19 protein-coding genes are annotated in these 16,099 nt (G+C 67.7%); 3 read left to right on the plus strand and 16 right to left on the minus strand.

Going from position 1 to position 16,099, the window contains the following annotated elements:
* Positions 1 to 159 precede the first annotated feature (159 nt).
* The 4 genes from dprA to BJQ95_RS11250 form a co-directional block, all read right to left on the minus strand.
* Positions 160 to 1,497: a DNA-processing protein DprA gene (gene dprA, locus BJQ95_RS11235; RefSeq protein WP_130176395.1), complete on the minus strand. Its 1,338-nt coding sequence runs from the start codon at positions 1,495 to 1,497 to the stop codon at positions 160 to 162.
* Positions 1,494 to 3,029 carry a YifB family Mg chelatase-like AAA ATPase gene (locus tag BJQ95_RS11240; RefSeq protein ID WP_130176396.1) on the minus strand — a complete coding sequence of 512 codons (1,536 nt, stop codon included), beginning with the start codon at positions 3,027 to 3,029 and terminating at the stop codon, positions 1,494 to 1,496. Before BJQ95_RS11240 ends, dprA begins: the two co-directional genes overlap by 4 nt.
* Entirely contained in the window at positions 3,029 to 3,385 is a 357-nt protein-coding gene (locus tag BJQ95_RS11245; RefSeq protein WP_130176397.1) for a YraN family protein, read from the minus strand. Before BJQ95_RS11245 ends, BJQ95_RS11240 begins: the two co-directional genes overlap by 1 nt.
* Before the next feature lie 149 nt (positions 3,386 to 3,534).
* Entirely contained in the window at positions 3,535 to 4,059 is a 525-nt protein-coding gene (locus BJQ95_RS11250) for a DUF1269 domain-containing protein (protein ID WP_130176398.1), read from the minus strand.
* Between the two features lie 117 nt (positions 4,060 to 4,176).
* Between BJQ95_RS11250 and BJQ95_RS11255 the strand changes: the two genes are divergently transcribed.
* Positions 4,177 to 4,620 (plus strand): nitroreductase/quinone reductase family protein, encoded by a 444-nt coding sequence (locus BJQ95_RS11255; RefSeq protein ID WP_130176399.1) that lies wholly within the window; start codon positions 4,177 to 4,179, stop codon positions 4,618 to 4,620.
* Positions 4,621 to 4,656: 36 nt separating this feature from the next.
* Here BJQ95_RS11255 and BJQ95_RS11260 read toward each other — a convergent pair whose 3' ends face one another.
* The 11 genes from BJQ95_RS11260 to rpsP all read right to left on the minus strand — a co-directional run bounded on the left by BJQ95_RS11260 (position 4,657) and on the right by rpsP (position 11,989).
* On the minus strand, positions 4,657 to 5,817 hold the full coding sequence (locus tag BJQ95_RS11260; RefSeq protein WP_130176400.1) for a dipeptidase: 1,161 nt from the start codon (positions 5,815 to 5,817) through the stop codon (positions 4,657 to 4,659).
* Between the two features lie 37 nt (positions 5,818 to 5,854).
* Positions 5,855 to 6,178: a DUF2469 family protein gene (locus BJQ95_RS11265; RefSeq protein ID WP_130176401.1), complete on the minus strand. Its 324-nt coding sequence runs from the start codon at positions 6,176 to 6,178 to the stop codon at positions 5,855 to 5,857.
* A gap of 25 nt (positions 6,179 to 6,203) precedes the next feature.
* Positions 6,204 to 6,848, minus strand: coding sequence for a ribonuclease HII (locus tag BJQ95_RS11270; protein ID WP_130176411.1), 645 nt, complete (start codon positions 6,846 to 6,848; stop codon positions 6,204 to 6,206).
* Between the two features lie 34 nt (positions 6,849 to 6,882).
* Entirely contained in the window at positions 6,883 to 7,629 is a 747-nt protein-coding gene (gene lepB / locus BJQ95_RS11275; protein WP_130176402.1) for a signal peptidase I, read from the minus strand.
* A 110-nt stretch (positions 7,630 to 7,739) separates the two neighbouring features.
* Entirely contained in the window at positions 7,740 to 8,084 is a 345-nt protein-coding gene (gene rplS / locus BJQ95_RS11280; RefSeq protein WP_130176403.1) for a 50S ribosomal protein L19, read from the minus strand.
* A gap of 205 nt (positions 8,085 to 8,289) precedes the next feature.
* Positions 8,290 to 8,844, minus strand: coding sequence for an MFS transporter (locus BJQ95_RS11285; protein ID WP_130176404.1), 555 nt, complete (start codon positions 8,842 to 8,844; stop codon positions 8,290 to 8,292).
* 10 nt (positions 8,845 to 8,854) lie between these two features.
* Positions 8,855 to 9,640, minus strand: coding sequence for a tRNA (guanosine(37)-N1)-methyltransferase TrmD (gene trmD / locus BJQ95_RS11290; protein WP_130176405.1), 786 nt, complete (start codon positions 9,638 to 9,640; stop codon positions 8,855 to 8,857).
* 10 nt (positions 9,641 to 9,650) lie between these two features.
* Entirely contained in the window at positions 9,651 to 10,508 is an 858-nt protein-coding gene (locus tag BJQ95_RS11295) for a formate/nitrite transporter family protein (protein WP_130176406.1), read from the minus strand.
* Positions 10,509 to 10,601: 93 nt separating this feature from the next.
* On the minus strand, positions 10,602 to 11,312 hold the full coding sequence (rimM, locus tag BJQ95_RS11300) for a ribosome maturation factor RimM (protein ID WP_130176407.1): 711 nt from the start codon (positions 11,310 to 11,312) through the stop codon (positions 10,602 to 10,604).
* A gap of 21 nt (positions 11,313 to 11,333) precedes the next feature.
* Complete coding sequence (locus BJQ95_RS11305) at positions 11,334 to 11,570, minus strand: RNA-binding protein (RefSeq protein ID WP_066596208.1); 237 nt, start codon at positions 11,568 to 11,570, stop codon at positions 11,334 to 11,336.
* Positions 11,571 to 11,572: 2 nt separating this feature from the next.
* The gene (rpsP, locus tag BJQ95_RS11310) at positions 11,573 to 11,989 is read right to left on the minus strand and encodes a 30S ribosomal protein S16 (protein ID WP_130176408.1); all 417 of its coding nucleotides are present in this window, start codon (positions 11,987 to 11,989) and stop codon (positions 11,573 to 11,575) included.
* A 294-nt stretch (positions 11,990 to 12,283) separates the two neighbouring features.
* Here rpsP and BJQ95_RS11315 point away from each other — a divergent pair, with 294 nt between their 5' ends.
* Positions 12,284 to 13,453: a glutamate--cysteine ligase gene (locus BJQ95_RS11315; protein WP_240694596.1), complete on the plus strand. Its 1,170-nt coding sequence runs from the start codon at positions 12,284 to 12,286 to the stop codon at positions 13,451 to 13,453.
* Between the two features lie 152 nt (positions 13,454 to 13,605).
* Positions 13,606 to 15,219: an HNH endonuclease signature motif containing protein gene (locus BJQ95_RS11320; protein WP_256041359.1), complete on the plus strand. Its 1,614-nt coding sequence runs from the start codon at positions 13,606 to 13,608 to the stop codon at positions 15,217 to 15,219.
* A gap of 18 nt (positions 15,220 to 15,237) precedes the next feature.
* On the opposite strand, the gene BJQ95_RS11325 is transcribed toward BJQ95_RS11320, so the two are convergent.
* Positions 15,238 to 16,044 (minus strand): LLM class F420-dependent oxidoreductase, encoded by an 807-nt coding sequence (locus BJQ95_RS11325; RefSeq protein WP_130179117.1) that lies wholly within the window; start codon positions 16,042 to 16,044, stop codon positions 15,238 to 15,240.
* Positions 16,045 to 16,099 lie beyond the last annotated feature (55 nt).

Here is a 16,099-nt window from a genome sequence, read left to right on the forward strand (position 1 = left end):
CTCGAGACGCGCCTGCCCTGCTGCGCCGTCACGAATCACCCTAAACGCATCCACCGACCGAACGCGGCATGACCGGATGCCCAACTGGTGCCGCTGCGGACAATTGCGCCCGGTGTGCCGGGACCCATTGTCCGGACGGGAAATAGTTGGGTCGGCGGCTCAGGTGACCCGCACCCAGCCCGTCGCCCGTTCCCGCACCGATCCCTCAAGGTCCAGGGTGCCGAGAACGCCGAGCACCGTCGTGGTCGAGAGCCCGGACCGTCGGGCGATCTCGGCGGGAACCCGCGGTGCCCGCACACTGAGCGCGTCGAACACCCGCACCTGGTCGCTGGTGCGTTCCCGTGCCCCCTTCCCGCCGTCACGGCCGTCCGCACCGGTCAGGTCAAGTTCCAGGTCGACGCCCACGCCGATGAGCTCGGCCATCTCGGCCGCCGTGGTGACGCAGATGGCGTCGTAGTCCCGCAGCAGCCGGTGGCAGCCGGCCGAGGTGGGCGAGGTCACCGGTCCGGGCACGGCGCCCAGCGGACGGCCCAGGGCGGCCGCGTGCCCGGCGGTGTTGAGCGAGCCGGAGCGCCAGCCCGCTTCCAACACGACGGTGGCACCGCTGGCGGCGGCGATCAGCCTGTTGCGTTGCAGAAATCTCCATTTGGTGGGCGGTGCACCACACGGCAGCTCGGAGAGCACGGCGCCCGCCTCCACGATGCGGGTGAGCAGGGCATCGTGCCCGCTGGGATAGAACCGGTCGACTCCCCCGGCCAGGAAGGCGACTGTCGTGCCGTTGCTGGCCAGCGCCGACCGGTGTGCCATTCCGTCGATGCCGTATGCCGCGCCGGACACAATGGCCAGGCCTCGGTCAACGAGGCCGGCCGCCGCCTCCATCGCCACGTGTTCGCCGTACCCGGTCGCGGCACGTGCGCCGACCAGGGCGATGGAGTGGCCCAGCGCCGCGAGGGCCTCGGATCGACCCCGCCACCACAGTGCCAGCGGGGCATGCCTGCCCAGGTCGCTGACCGCGGCCGGCCAGAGCGGGTCGCGCGGCAGGAGCAGGGCCGTTCCGGTGCGCCGGGCCTGTTGGAGCGACCGGATCACCTCGGTCGAGGACAACCGGGGTCGCCACCGGGCTAGGGCCTGCTCCAACTCCGGGCGGAGCCCGGCCGGGTCACCCTCCTCGTACTCGTCGCTGGAGTCGGTGAGAGTGCCGGCCAGCCGGTCCGGAGGCCACGCCTCGACCACCGAGCGGAGCGCCGCGGCCGCACCGAGCAGGCCGACCACTGTGCCGGCCACCCCGTCCCCGGGTTCGGCGATGGTGGTCCACGCCGCCCGGGCGAAGGCCTCCCCTGGGTCGGCGAGCTGCGCATCGGCGAGCTGCCCCTCAATGAGCTGGGCATCAGCGGGCCGCACATCCGTTGGCTGCACCACACCGGATGCTGCGGCTGCCGGACGTACTCCCGCGATGAGCGAGGTCACCACCGCCTCGTCGAGTCCGAACAGTGTCATGACGCCATTCCCTTCCGCAGGTACAGTGCCTGCCCTACTTCGTCTGGCCCGGGCCGGGCGACTCCGGTTAAATCTGCGACGGACCAGGCGACCCGCAATATGCGGTCGTAGCCACGCATGGTGATCCCACCGCGCTCGAGGGCCCGGTCGAGCATCGCCGTCACCCGGGCATCCAGGCGTCGCTCGGGGCTGCGCAGCCAGGGACCGGACACCTGCGAATTCAGCGTCCACGGTGTGCCGACCAGACGAGTCGCCGCGGTTGCCCGGGCAGCTGCAACCCGGTGCCTGGCCACGTCGCTGGAAAGCCGGCCGCCGACGGCGGCGATGCGCAACTGCGCGGCGGTCACCCGGGTCACGGTGAGCTGAATGTCGATGCGGTCCAGCAGCGGGCCGGAGATCCGGGCGAGGTAACGGCGCCGGGAGTTCGGCGGGCAGGTGCATTCCTGGTCTCCGGTGCCGTATTGACCGCATGGGCACGGGTTGGCAGCCAGCACGAGCTGGAATCGGGCCGGGAAGTGGGCGACGGCATTCGCCCGGTGGATGCTGATCCGACCGGATTCGAGGGGCTGCCGCAGGGCGTCCAGCACGGCGCCGGCGAACTCCGGCGCCTCATCGAGGAAGAGCACGCCGTGGGACGCCCGCGCCGCGGCGCCGGGCCGGATCTGCCCGCTGCCGCCACCGACCATCGCGGCGGCGGTGATGGTGTGGTGCGGCGCCTCCAGCGGGGGCCGGGTGATCAGCGAGCGTCCCACCGGGCGACCGCTCAGAGACCGCAGCGAGCTCACTTCGAGGGATTCGGCCGGGCCCAGGTCGGGCAGCAGTCCGGGCAGCCGGGCGGCGAGCATGGTCTTGCCCGCCCCGGGAGGTCCGAGCATGAACACGTGGTGTCCGCCGGCCGCGGCCACCTGCAGGGCGAGGATGGCCTCGTCGTTGCCGACCACGTCGAGCAGGTCGAGGTTCTCGTCGGCCGGGTCGTCCTCGACCGGTGCGCACAGCACGTCCACCTCCTGGGGCTCCAACCGGGCGCCGTGCCAGATCAGCGCGTCGCGAAGGGACGCCACACCCACCACCCGGATCCCCGGCACCAGGGCCGCTTCCTCGGCGTTGCCGGCCGGCACCATCACGGTACGGTGCCCCAGCCGCGCCGCGGCGATCACCGCCGGCAGAATGCCGGGGGTCGGCCGCAGCCGCCCGTCAAGGGCGAGCTCGCCGATGTGCACGACGGCACCCACCGACGCGGCGGGCACGACGTCGTCCGCGGCCAGGCAGGCCAGGGCGATGGCCAGGTCGAAACCGGAGCCGTGCTTGCGCAGGGCGGCGGGAGAGAGGTTCACGGTGAGCCTATGGCCGTTCAACGCGCAGCCGGAGTTCTTGGCCGCGGCGCGCACTCGTTCAGCGGCCTCGGCCAGTGCCGCATCCGGCAGCCCGATCAGCCTCATCCCCGGCAACTGGCTGGAGATGTCGGCCTCCACCTCGACGAGCGACCCGGCGAGGCCGATCAGCGCGACGGAATGGGTGCGGGCCAGGCTCATCAGGACACACCCTCGAGGTGTTCCACCACCGGCGGCAGGCCGGGACGGGCGATCACGGCAACGGCGTCGATTCGGATGTTTCGCGCCCTGGGCTCGAATTCGGCGCACCACGCGCCGGCCAACCGACGTAGCCGGGCGAGCTTGGCCACCGTGATGGCTTCGAACGGATGCCCGTAGCCGGTTCCGGAGCGGGTCTTCACCTCGACGAACACGATGTCGCCGTCCTTGGCCACGATCAGGTCGATCTCACCCTGCGCACAGCGCCAATTGCGCTCCACCACTGTGTAACCGGCCCGCACCAGGAACGCCGCGGCGCAGTCTTCACCCAGCCGGCCCAAATCGTCTTTGCGTGCCACGAGCACCTCCGGGTCCAGCGTGCGGCGGCCCGCTTCGGCCAGACCGACGGCGCTAGAGCCTGTGCAGACACGCGAGAGCCCGCTCCCTGTGGAGGAGCGGGCTCTCGATGGCCGCCGGAGACGAGACCGGCCTGCCTAGACCGTCACACTCAGACCGTGTCGGTGCGTTCCGTCGTCTGCATCTCCGTGGAGGCCTGAGCGAGCTGCTTGTCGAGCTCCTTGGCATCCACCTTTATCTCCTTTTCAATGTGCTTCTGAGCCACCAGCCCGGCCCGCTGGAACTCCTGCTCGAGCCGGTCCTTGCCCACCACGATGAGCGCGGCCTCCCCGGAATCGAGCATCTCGCCGAGTTCCTTGATGTCACCGCGGTCCAGGCTCCGCCAGAAGTGACCGACAACGCTGCCGGCCGCACCGCCGACGATGGCGCTGCCGATGATCGCGGGCGGGAACAACAGCCCGACGACGGCGCCGGCGGCGACACCGGTCCACCCGGCGTGCTTGCTGGTCTTGCGGTGCACCTGCACCGAGCCGTCGGCCTCCTTGGTGGCGACGGCGGCGTCGTACGTTCCGATCACTTTGCTGGAGTGCAGCTCGCGCACAACCTCGAGGTCGGACTCGGCGGTTGCCGCGTTGGGGTACACACCGAGGTAGAGGAAGACGGATTCGTCGGACATGAAAAACTCCTAAGTTCATCTGGGGTACGGGATTGAGCGCTGACGTAGGGGACGGTATCCAGCCCCCGTCCGGGTGTCAACCGGCGGCGGCCGTGGTCGCGGTCGTAGGCTGATCCCATGACATCCGACCGCCTGAGAGACCTGTCGATGCGAGCCATGAATGCCGTGCACCGGTCGCTTCAGGTGGTCTCCCGCGGCCGGCTGGGTTGGAAGCTCGGGCCGATGCCCGTGGTGGAGCTGCACACCATCGGGCGAAAGACTGGTGAGCGGCGTTCCACGCTGCTCACCGCCCCGATCCACGAGCCGGACCGGGTGGTGCTGATCGCCTCAAAGGGCGGCGACGACCGCGACCCGTTCTGGTACCTCAACCTGGTTGCCCAGCCCGACGTGGAACTCACCGAGAACGGCCACACCCGCCTGATGCGGGCCCGCACGGCGACCGAAGCGGAGAAGGCGGCGCTGTGGCCGACCATCGTGCGGGCCTATTCCGGGTATGCCGGCTACCAGAAGAAAACCACCAGGGATATCCCGGTGGTCATCTGCGAGCCCCGCAGACCCTGACCGGGCGCCGGCTCAGCGGCTCAGCAGCTCAGTCGGTCAGCGGCTCAGTCGGGTCAGCGCCGAGTCGTCGCCGCCGAACGCGGCATCCGTAGCCCGCAGCACGCGCAGCACATTGGCGCCGGCCAGGGCGGCCAGCTCGGCGGCACTCCAACCGCGCCGGGCCAGCTCAAGCAGCAGAGCCGGGTAGCCGTCGACACCGTCGAGCTGCTCGGGGAACTCATCGGTGCCATCGAAATCACCGCCAAGTCCGATATGGCGGATACCGGCCGTCTCACGCGCGTGCTCCACATGGTTGGCCACCTGCGCCAGGGTGACCCGGGGCGCTGGGGCGCTCTTGTCGCCCCCGAACCACTCCGCATAGGCGGCCGAGACGAACTGCGGTACGAAGGTGACCATCAGCACGCCGTCGTTGTCGGCCAGGCGCGCGAGCACGTCGTCGGGCACGTTGCGGGGGTGGGCCGTGACGGCGTGGCAAGCGCTATGACTGAAGATCACCGGGGCACTGGTGATGTCAAGGGCCGCGTGCGCCGTCGCCGGGGACACATGTGAGAGGTCCACGAGCATGCCCAGCCGGTTGAGTTCCCGGATGTACTCCACACCGCGCGGGCTCAGACCGTTGTGCACGGGCTCGTCGGTGCCGGAGTCTGCCCAGCTGGTGTTGTGCACGTGGGTGAGAGTGAGATAGCGCACCCCGAGCCTGGCCAGCATCCGCAATACGGCGGGTGAATCGTTCAGCGAGTGCGCGCCCTCGGCGCCCAGTAGCGAGGCGATGCGACCGCTCGCGCGGGCGCCTTCCACCCCTGCGGCGCTCGTGGCGATCACGAAGGTCTCCGGGTATCGTGCGGCGAGCCGGTAGACCCAGTCGACCTGCTCAAGGGTGCCCTGCACGGCGTCGGCACCGATGAGGGTGTCCTCGACGTACACCGACCAGAACTGACCGCCCATCCGGCCGGCGCGGAGCCGGGCGATATCGGTGTCGGTGTCGAGGTGGCCGTCCAGGCCCTCGACGGAGTAGCCCCGGTTTTCCCGGCACTCCCAGGCCCAGTCGTTGTGGCCGTCGATCAAGGGGGCGAGGTCAAGCGCCGCGGCAACGGTGGCCTGGGCGGTATCGACCGGGTCAGGTACGGCGCGGTGACGGGCCGCCGTGCCGGCCGGAGCGGCGACGGCGACGCTGGACGGGGTGTGGCGTGCGCTCATCCGCACACGCTAGCAGCCGAGCGGCCCGCGGAACGGGTTACTCGTCGAGTGCGAGTTCCTTGGGCAGCTCGAATTCCTTCGAGGCCAGCTCCTCCACATTGACATCCTTGAACGTCAGCACCCGCACCGACTTCACGAAACGGTCGGACCGGTAGACGTCCCAGACCCACACATCCTTCATCGTCAATTCGAAGTAGAAGTCGTGTTCGGTGTCACGACGGACGAGCTCAACCTCGTTCGCGAGGTAGAAGCGGCGCTCGGTTTCGACAACGTACTGGAACTGCCCCACAACGTCTCGGTACTCGCGGTATAGGGCCAACTCGACCTCGCGGTCGTAGTCCTCGAACTCTTCTTCTTCCATGGTGAGACAATCTTACGCGCACAAGCTAGGCCGGAGTTTTGAGCCAGCTGCGCCGGTGGTGCTCGCTCGCGCCGAGTTCGCCGATCGCGCTCATGTGCGCGGCGCTGCCGTAGCCTTTGTTGCCCGTCCAGCCGTAGCCGGGGGTGGCGATGTCCGCGGCGATCATCAGCCGGTCGCGGTGCACCTTGGCGATCACGGATGCGGCCGAGACCGATGCGCAGTCCTGGTCGGCCTTGATGCGGGTCACGACCGCCAGCGGGGTGGCCAGGGCCTTGTTCAACCAGTCGTCGTTGCCGTCCAGCAGCACCACGCCGCCGACGATGTCGACGCCGTCGGCGTGCAACTGCGCCAGGGCGCGCTTGCCGGCCAGGCCGAGGGCCGCGATGATGCCGACCTCGTCGACCTCGTGCGCCGACGCCAGTCCGACCGCGCTGTGCTTCACCCAGGCGACGGCGAGGGGCGCGAGGAGCTCGCGGCGCGGTTCGCTCAGGAGCTTGGAGTCGCGGAGCCCTACGGGGAACGCGCCGACGTCTGCGGTCACCACGGCCACACCGACGGCGACGGGGCCGGCGAGGGCGCCCCGCCCGACCTCGTCGCAGCCGATCACGCAGCTGGCGCCGGCGGCAAGCATCGCCAGCTCCACCTCGAGGGTGGGCTCGACGACGGCCATCATCATGGGCGGTACCCGGTCAGTCCGGCGAGGTTCACCTCTCGGCGTCCTCGACCCCGCGGAACACCGCGGGGTAGTCGTCCAACCAGCTCCACCGCTCCAGAGGCCAGCTGATCACGAGAGCGCGGCCCACCACGTTGTCCATCGGCACGAAGCCCTTGCCCGGGGTGTTGGGGTGGTAACGCGAGTCGAGGGAGTCGTAGCGGTTGTCTCCCATCACCCACAGGGAATTCTTCGGAACGACAACGTCGAACGCTTCCTTGGACACGTTGGTCTGCCCCTCGGGCAACAGTACGTACGGTTCGCTGAGCGGAATGTCGTTGACGCTCATTTGGCCCAGCGTGTTGCAGCAGACCACGTGGTCTCCGGGGAGGCCGATGATCCGTTTGATCAGATGGTCGTTGCTGTCCGGCGCGGACAGGCCCACCACGGACATGGTCCAGTCGAGGGCTGCAACGATCGGGCTCTGTTCGATGGGCGCCTGCGGCGGCAGCCATCCGCCCGGATCGCGGAAGACGACGACGTCGCCGCGGGAGACGGGGATCAGGCCGGGCTCCAGCTGATTGACAATGATGCGGTCATCGACCAGCAGCGTGCTCTCCATCGACCCTGAGGGGATGTAGAAGGAACGCACGAGGAACGTCTTGATCAGGAACGAGATGAGCAGTGCCACCACGAAGATGATGAGAAGGTCGCGAATGAATATCGCGACGCCGCGTTTCTTCCGCGACGAATCTGGTTCCAGGCGATGCGATCGCGAGGGCAGAGTGTTGTCTGTCATTTAACCGCCTGAGCTCCTCGCCCAGTTTAGCGGTGAGGAGCTCAGGGGTAAATCCAGCGGCCTGCGAATACGCTCAGGGAGTTGCCCGAGCGCGCCGCGACTGGCGCTGCTTAGTCGCGCTTTTCCTTGATCTTGGCCTTCTTGCCGCGGAGCCCCCGCAGGTAGTACAGCTTCGCGCGACGCACGTCACCGCGGGTGACGACCTCGATGTGGTCGATCACCGGGGAGTGCACCGGGAAGGTACGCTCGACGCCGACCTGGAAGCTGACCTTACGGACGCAGAAGGTCTCGCGAACGCCTTCGCCGGAGCGGCCGATGACGACGCCCTGGTAGACCTGGACACGCGAACGCGCGCCTTCAACGATGTTGACGTGGACCTTGACGGTGTCGCCGGCGCGGAACTCCGGGATGTCTGAACGCAGCGATGCTGCGTCCACCTGGTCGAGAATATGCATGTTATTCGCTCTCTGTACCCGCCACAGGTCGAGGACGTTTTCGTGGCGCCCCGCCCCCTCACCGAGGGTGAGGTGGTGGCGACCAATTGAGTGTGTGCGTGCCGATAGAAATGCAGCTCCCCTGTGGCAGAGACATGCCGCGGCACAAACGCTTATTCTGCCACGAAACCAGGCCGCGCACCAAACCCCCGTGTCGGCGCCGGACCTACCGGTCGGTCGGCTTCTCCCGGATGATGATGACGGACGGGTCAGCGGGCGGATGCGACGCGTTCTTGCCGGCTGCGTCCTGGTCCCCGGCGAAGCTATCGGTCATGGGCTGGAACGGGTTCTGGCCGGCTGGCACCGTGCCGAACCTGGCGGTTTCGTCGATGTAGACCAGGGCCTCGCGCACCCGTTTGCGGGCGGCATCGAAGAGCTCCCACAATACGAACCAGAAGGCGCCGAGGCCCACGAGAACCACGAGCACGGACAGCCAGGGAGCCGTGACCGAGTACACCCCCATCAGCACGATGAGAACGTGCCAGAGGGTCAGCACTCCCACATCAGCCCAGGACACCGCTTTGGCGGCCCGTACCTCTCTGCGGGCGATGATGAGCAGGCTCACCACGAGCAGGCCGAACCCGATGGCGACAGCGCCGAACGTGGCACCGAGAACCTGCCAGGCGGTGCTGCCGAAAATAGACGCGGCGACCATGAGCCAAAGCGGAAGCACGCCGACGGCTACGAACTGCCAGTAGTAGAAGACCCTGCGGAGAATCACAATCCCAAGGTTACTCGCGGGTGCGTCGCCGAGCCTTGGAGTTCGCTGGAGGCAGAAGCGCGGCGTCGGCGGCGTCGGCGGCGTCGCCCAGGTCGGGGCGCACCTTCCGGGTGCGTTCGATCTGCTGCTGCCGACGCCAGGTCGCGATGGCGCCGTGGTTGCCGCTGAGCAGCACCGGCGGCACCTCGAGGCCGCGCCAGCTGGCGGGCTTGGTGTAACTGGGGTATTCGAGCAGGCCGTCCTCGTGGGACTCCTCGATGAGGCTCTCCGGGTTGCCCACCACGCCGGGGATGAGCCGTCCGATGGCTTCGATCATGGCCATGACGGCCACCTCGCCGCCGTTGAGCACGTAGTCGCCGAGGCTGACCAGGCGCACCTGGCCGCGACCGGCGAAGTGGTCCACGACGCGCTGGTCGATGCCCTCGTAGCGTCCGCAGCCGAACACCAGGTGCGGCTGCTGGGCAAGATCGCGGGCCATCGCCTGGGTAAACTGCTCGCCCGCAGGCGACGGGAAGATCAGCACCGGGCCACCGGCGGCATCCGGTGCGGCCGCATCCGTTTCAGGGGCGGCCGGCAGGATGCTGTCCAGTGCTTCGCCCCAGGGCTCCGGCTTCATCACCATGCCGGCGCCGCCGCCGTATGGCGTGTCGTCGACGGTGTTGTGCCGGTCGTGGGTGAAGTCGCGCAGGTTGTGCACGTTGAGGTCGATCAGGCCGGACTGCCGGGCGCGGCCGAGAAGCGAGATGTCCAGCACACCGAAGAACTCCGGAAAAATACTGATGATGTCGATGCGCATGGGGGCAAGTCTACGAGTGGCGGGCGGCGAGCTCCGGCGCGGTCTCGGCGTCGTCGTCGTCCTGCAGGGCCGCGGCGCGGTTGACCTTGTTGCGGTGGGAGAAGTACAGCGGTAAGGCGGTGAAGAGCACGGCGCCGAGGAAGTTGCCGATCAGAACGGGGCCGGTGTTCCACCCCCACCAGTCGGCGAAACTGATGTCGGCGCCGAGCAGCATGCCGGCCGGGATGACGAACATGTTCACCACGGCGTGCTCCAGGCCCAGGCCGAAGAAGGTGAGCACGGGCAGCCACATGCCCAGGATCTTGCCCGACGCGGAGGTCGACGTGTAGAACATGATGGTGCCAAGCGCCACCATCCAATTGCAGAGCATGGCCTTGATGATGGCCACCAGTACGCCGCCGGCGCCGACGGCGGCGTAGGGCAGGACCTTGTGCTCGGCCATCTTGATGATCGCCTGGATCATCGGGTCGGTCGTGTCCGTGCCGAGGTAGGTGATGACACCGACGTAAAGCGCGGCGTAGAGGCCCGCGCCGACGATGTGCGCGGGGATGACGATGGCGAAGTTCTTCAGGCCTTTGGCGATGGTCGTGCGGCCCTCGAGGATCGCCAGCGGGATGAGCGCGAAGCTGCCGGTGACCAGCTCGAGGCCGAGCATCAGGATCACGCAGAACCCGACCGGGAACACCAGAGCGCCGACGATCGGCAGACCGGTCTGGGCCGCCGCGGTCAACGCGAGGGTCGTCGCCGCACCGAGGATCGCTCCGGAAAGCGTGCCGCGCAGGAACATCTGGCGGGCGGTGAGGTTGGTCTTGACGACTCCGGAGTGGACCAGTTGATCAATCAGCTGGTCCGGTTTCACGTAGGACATGCGACGGTACTCCTCTTCAACGGCCGCGATCTATACGAACGTGAAGTAGGTGTGGCGCGGCGCGCCTCTCCCCGTGAACTGGGTCAGGGGCGGTTATGCGTCCTGGCCGTCTGGAGTCGGCGTCGCTGCCGGTTCTTGAGGGGTTTCGGCATCCGCTGCCTGTTCGGCGTCGGATTCGTCGGCGTCTGATTCGTCGGTGTCCGGTTCGTCAGTGTCCGGTTCGTCAGTGTCGGGTGCGTCCGTGTCCGGCTCGTCCGGCAGCTCTTCGAGCAGCCCGGGCGGCGGGGTGATCGTGATGACGCCGGCCTTGATGTCGACCGAGGGCACGATCGCCTTGACGAAGGGAATCATCACCTCGCCGTTGGCGGTCTTCACGATGAGGAGGTCTTGGGCCGGCAGGTGTTCGAGGCGGGTGAGCGTGCCGATCTGCACTCCGTCGCGCACGACGGCGAGTCCCACCAGCTGGTGGTCGTACCAGGCGTCTTCTTCATCCGTCTGCTCGGCGGAGTCCTGGTCGATCCAGAGGATGGCTTTGGCCAGGGTCTCCGCGGCCTCGCGGTCGGGGACACCCTTGAAGAACCCGACGGCGTGCTGGTTGTACCAGCGCAGCTCGACGAGTTCGATGGTCTTGCCGTGCCAGGGTGAGCTGGTCGGCACCTGGAGGGTGAACACGGCGCCCGGAACGAAACGTCGTCCCGGGTCATCCGTGAACAGCTCCAGCTTGATGGCGCCCTTGAGGCCATGGGCCTTGGTGAGGCGCCCCACCCGTAATTGGGTGTCTGGGGTCGTGCTGTCGAAACTCATGAGGGGCTAGTCCACGCCGCTTCAGAAGTCCGTGTCGACAACGTCGACCCGCACGCGCTTGCCATCGGCCAGAGCGGCCACGAGAGTGCGCAGCGCCTTGGCGGTGCGACCGGCGCGGCCGATCACCCGGCCGAGGTCCTCGGGGTTCACACGAACCTCGAGCACCTCGCCACGGGGTGAGTTCTGGGCTACAACGTGCACGTCGTCCGGGTGATCAACGATTCCCTTGACGAGGTGCTCAAGCGCGGGAGCGAGCAAAATTACGCCTTGTCCTCTTCGGTTGCCTCTGCGGCAACGTCTTCGGTCGGGGCCTTGGCTGCGGGCTTGTCGGCCTTGGGCTTCAGAACCGGCTTCTTCTTCTCGTCGGCGACGAAGGGAGCCTTCGGCTCCTTGATCTTGACGGTGGAGACGGCGTTCTTGTCACCCTTGAAGATGCCCCAGTCGCCCGTCAGCTTGAGGAGTGCCGCAACCTGCTCGGTCGGCTGGGCGCCGACGGAGAGCCAGTACTGGGCACGCTCGGACTTGACTTCGATGACCGAAGGCTCCTGCGTGGGGTGGTAGATGCCGATCTCTTCGATGACACGACCATCGCGCTTGGTGCGCGAGTCGGCCACAACGATGCGGTAGTACGGCGCACGAATCTTGCCCATGCGCTTCAGACGGATTTTGACAGCCACAATTCTCCTGTGATTTAGATGTTTGGCGAACTGACAGCCGTGAGCGTGGGGGCACACTCGGCACAAGCTCAATAAGGTTCGTGTTACGCCGGATTAGAGGGTCGGGCGCAACGGAACTCGACTAATCATTGTGTCAGACATCGACCACTTTGTGATAATCGAACTCTGACTCGTGCAGAAAACCGGGATGGCTCCGCGACGCGGTGGAGCGCGGCAGTCGGAATCCGGGTGGATTAGCTGTCAGGATTGGGCCAGATCGCCCTTACCGGGGCACACGGCACGAAGGGCACACCAGTGGGAAGCAGGGCGGGAACCGGAACCGCGGGAATCGAATTCGCTCGCTCCGCGCGTTCGACGGTCGGGATCGAGTGGGAACTTGCCCTGGTAGACCGGGCCACCGGCGATCTCGTGTCGATTGCCGAAGAGGTCTTGGACGCCCTGCGCGGACCTGATGGCTCCCCGCATCCGCACATCACCGGTGAACTCCTCCTGAACACCGTGGAGCTCGTCTCCGGGGTGCACCGCACTGTGGCCGGCGCGGTTGCCGACGTGGCCGGCCAGGTCGCCGAGGTGCGTGCCATCACCGATCCGCGGGGTGTCGACCCGATCTGCAGCGGATCGCATCCGTTCGGCCAGTGGTTCGAGCAGAAGGTCACCGATAAGCAGCGCTACCACAAGCTCATCGACCGCACCCAGTGGTGGGGGCGCAACATGATGATCTGGGGCATCCACGTGCACGTGGGCATCGAAGACCGCGCCAAGGTCATCCCGATCCTGAACGGGTTGCTGAGCTTCGTGCCGCATCTGCAGGCGTTGAGTGCGTCCAGCCCGTTTTGGGCCGGCGTGAACACGGGGTACGCGTCCAATCGTGCTCAGATGTTCCAGCAGCTGCCCACCGCAGGGCTGCCCTGGCGCCTCGAGAACTGGGCAGCGTGGGAGGCGTACGTCAACGACCTGACGGTGACGGGGATCATCGAGGATGCCAGCGAGGTGCGCTGGGACATCCGCCCGTCACCCCGCTGGGGCACGATCGAGGTTCGGGCCTGCGACGGGGTGTCCACTGTGCAGGAGCTCGGTGCGATCGCCGCTCTCATCCAGTGCCTGGTCGAGTGGATGTCGACGGAGATCGATGAGGGACGGCCGGTTCCCACGATGCAGCCGTGGTTCGTGCGCGAGAACAAGTGGCGGGCGGCCCGGTATGGCCTCGCGGCGGAGATCATCGTGAACTCCACCGGCACCGAACGCATGGTGACCGACGAGGTGCGCCGTCTGGTCGAGGTGCTCTCCCCCACCGCCGAGCGGCTGGGCTGCCTGCCGGAGCTGGTGCAGCTGAATCTGATCCTCGACCACGGTGCCAGCTACCAGCGCCAGTTGGCGGTCGCGGCCACGCACAACGGCCACCTCTCCGCCGTGGTCGCCGCCCTCGCTCGGGAACTCCGCGAGGGCCTGGCCCCGCTCACCTAGCCCAGGTTCGCGCTCGCGCCACTCCCGCGAACTGTGAGTTAAGCACCGTGTTTTCGTGATTTTGGGTGCTTTTCTCACGGTTCGCGGATGGGGTGAGACGGGGGGGTGCGCGGGCAGGGGCGGTGTCGGTGGTAGGTGAGACGATCTCAGGTATGAGCATCACTGTTGAGGCACCAACGCCGGCTCCGGACGATGACGACCACTCTCCGACGCCCAGCCTGGACGAACAGGTCCAGGCCGATCTGATCCGCTACACCGAACTCATCGCGGCCCAGGACCGCCTGATCGCCAGGGCCCAGGCCCGCCGCATCGAACATCTCGTGGACATGCAGGACTGGAGCGAACAGCCCCAGGTCGCGTCCCGGCTGCACGGCAACCCGGAGAACATCCGCCTCGCCGACCACAACGCGGCCACGATGACGGCGGACCAGGCCCGCGCGGCCGCGCACAACCGGTGGGACGACCACGACGTCGCCCGGCGGACCATCGTGAGCGAAACCGCGTGCCTGACCCGGGTGGCCGAACGCACCATCGACCGGCAACTCGACGAGGCCCGGAACCTCTGCGGCTTCGCCCCGGCCACGTTCGAGGCCTTCGCGGCCGGACAGATCAGCTACCGGCACGCCACCACCCTGCTCGACCAACTGCGCTCACTCCCCACGGACCACCAAGCCGGGTTTGAAGAACGGATACTCCCGGAGGCCAAGCGACTCCCGGTGGGCCGGTTCCGCGACAAAGCCCGCCGGCTCCGGGAGCGGCTGCACCCGGAGTCCATCGTGACCCGCACCACCAACGCCCTGGCCGAGAGGCACACCCGGTGGGAGGCAGCCCCGGATGGGATGGGCTGGTTGCACTGGTACGGCACCGCCCACGACACCAAAGCCGCCTACACCCGGATCAACACCATGGCCGTGAAACTGAAAAAACTCGGCGACCCCACCCGGGCCGGCGACGCGGCCGGGGAAGCCGGCGGGCGGGCAGGCGCGGACGCGAGCGCGGGGACAGGCACCGAGGACGACGCGGCAGCCGGTGCGGGCTCCAACTCGCGCCTGGCTGAGGACGAGGAGCAGCACAAGCGCACCCTGGACCAGCTCCGCGCCGACATCACCCGGGCACTCCTGCTGGACGGCATCACCCCCGACGGGATGGGCGCCGGGATCCGCGGCACGGTCATGATCACCGTGCCCGTGCTCACCCTGCTCGGCCTGGACGAGGAACCCGCCACCCTCGAGGGCTACGGGCCCATCTCCCCCGAGATGGCCCGACAGATCGCCGGACACGCCCCCAGCTTCACCCGACTACTCACCCACCCCGAAACCGGAGTCGTGCTCTCCCTGGGCAAAACCCAGCACAAGAACACCACAGCCATGAAGAAATGGCTGAGGGTGCGCGACGAAACCTGCCGATTCCCCGGCTGCTCCCGGCCCGCGGTCACCAGCGACATCGACCACACCCACGACTGGGCCGACGGCGGCACGACCGACTGCGACAACCTCGCCCATCTCTGCGAACCCCACCACCGACTCAAACACCTCACCCACTGGCGAGTCACTCAGGAACCCGGCGGGATCCTGCTTTGGACCTCCCCGGGCAAACGCAGCTACCGCACCGACCCCGCCAACCCGATGGGACCACCCCGGCCACAACCACCGGTGGTGGGTCCGAAAACCCGGAAACGACCCCCGGAGGATAGCTATCTGATGCCTCCCCGGCACCGGCCAACCCGGACACCCACACCACCGGTCCCCGACAACCCGCCGTTCTGACGACGCAATCGAGCCGGTCTAGGAGGCGAGGACGCGGGCGGCATTCTTACTGTCGCGCCACGCGATCCAGTCCTCGACCGGCGCCAAGTCGTATGCCGGGCCTGAGATGCCGAGGGTGAAGAGGGTGGTGCCGAGTTCATAGAGGTCGTCGGCCTCCGCGGTGGTCTTGTGGCGCAGCTCAGTGGAGATCTCGATCTCGGTCATGTCGCGACCCACCGTGTCGCACCACGTTCCCAGAACACCGAGCTTGTGCGCGAGAACCTCCGGGGTGGAGAACGAGTGCCAGATGTCGGCGTGCTGCGCGACGATGCGCAGCGTCTTCTTCTCGCCGCCACCGCCGATCAGGACCGGGATGTCGCGCACGGGCGCGGGATTGAGCCTGGCCCAGCGCGCCTCGATACGGGGCAGGTCCACGGCCAGGGCATCCAGCCGGCTGCCGACCGTGCCGAACTCGTAGCCGTACTCGACGTAGTCGCGTTCGAACCAGCCCGAGCCGGTACCGAAGATGAACCGCCCGCCGCTGATGTGGTCGATGGAGCGCGCCATATCCGCCTGCAGGTCAGCGTTGCGGTAGCTGTTGCAGTTCACCAGGGCACCCATTTCGATCACACTGGTCTGCTCGGCCCAGGCGGCCAGGAGAGTCCAGGACTCGAAATGCAGGCCCTCGGGGTCGCCGGAGAGCGGGTAGAAGTGGTCCCAGTTGAAGGCGATGTCCACGCCGAGGGCTTCGACGGCCGAGACTGTGTTGCGGATGGACGTGTAGTCGGCGTGCTGTGGGGCGATCTGGACGCCGAGGCGTACCGGACGGGGCTGAGAAGAGGTCATTGCAAAATCCTAATCCCCGGCCTCGCCCGGCTCGGCTCGTCCAGGTCGGTTCGTG

Origin of the sequence: Cryobacterium sp. SO1, assembly GCF_004210215.2 — a bacterium.
Taxonomy (GTDB): domain Bacteria; phylum Actinomycetota; class Actinomycetes; order Actinomycetales; family Microbacteriaceae; genus Cryobacterium.

Coding starts and splice junctions, on each gene's coding strand:
- dprA (WP_130176395.1), bottom strand. CDS start 1,497: ATGACACTGTTCGGACTCGACGAGGCGGTGGTGACCTCGCTCATCGCG.
- BJQ95_RS11240 (WP_130176396.1), bottom strand. CDS start 3,029: ATGAGCCTGGCCCGCACCCATTCCGTCGCGCTGATCGGCCTCGCCGGG.
- BJQ95_RS11250 (WP_130176398.1), bottom strand. CDS start 4,059: ATGTCCGACGAATCCGTCTTCCTCTACCTCGGTGTGTACCCCAACGCG.
- BJQ95_RS11255 (WP_130176399.1), top strand. CDS start 4,177: ATGACATCCGACCGCCTGAGAGACCTGTCGATGCGAGCCATGAATGCC.
- BJQ95_RS11260 (WP_130176400.1), bottom strand. CDS start 5,817: ATGAGCGCACGCCACACCCCGTCCAGCGTCGCCGTCGCCGCTCCGGCC.
- BJQ95_RS11265 (WP_130176401.1), bottom strand. CDS start 6,178: ATGGAAGAAGAAGAGTTCGAGGACTACGACCGCGAGGTCGAGTTGGCC.
- BJQ95_RS11270 (WP_130176411.1), bottom strand. CDS start 6,848: ATGGCCGTCGTCGAGCCCACCCTCGAGGTGGAGCTGGCGATGCTTGCC.
- lepB (WP_130176402.1), bottom strand. CDS start 7,629: ATGACAGACAACACTCTGCCCTCGCGATCGCATCGCCTGGAACCAGAT.
- rplS (WP_130176403.1), bottom strand. CDS start 8,084: ATGCATATTCTCGACCAGGTGGACGCAGCATCGCTGCGTTCAGACATC.
- trmD (WP_130176405.1), bottom strand. CDS start 9,640: ATGCGCATCGACATCATCAGTATTTTTCCGGAGTTCTTCGGTGTGCTG.
- BJQ95_RS11295 (WP_130176406.1), bottom strand. CDS start 10,508: ATGTCCTACGTGAAACCGGACCAGCTGATTGATCAACTGGTCCACTCC.
- rimM (WP_130176407.1), bottom strand. CDS start 11,312: ATGAGTTTCGACAGCACGACCCCAGACACCCAATTACGGGTGGGGCGC.
- BJQ95_RS11320 (WP_256041359.1), top strand. CDS start 13,606: ATGAGCATCACTGTTGAGGCACCAACGCCGGCTCCGGACGATGACGAC.
- BJQ95_RS11325 (WP_130179117.1), bottom strand. CDS start 16,044: ATGACCTCTTCTCAGCCCCGTCCGGTACGCCTCGGCGTCCAGATCGCC.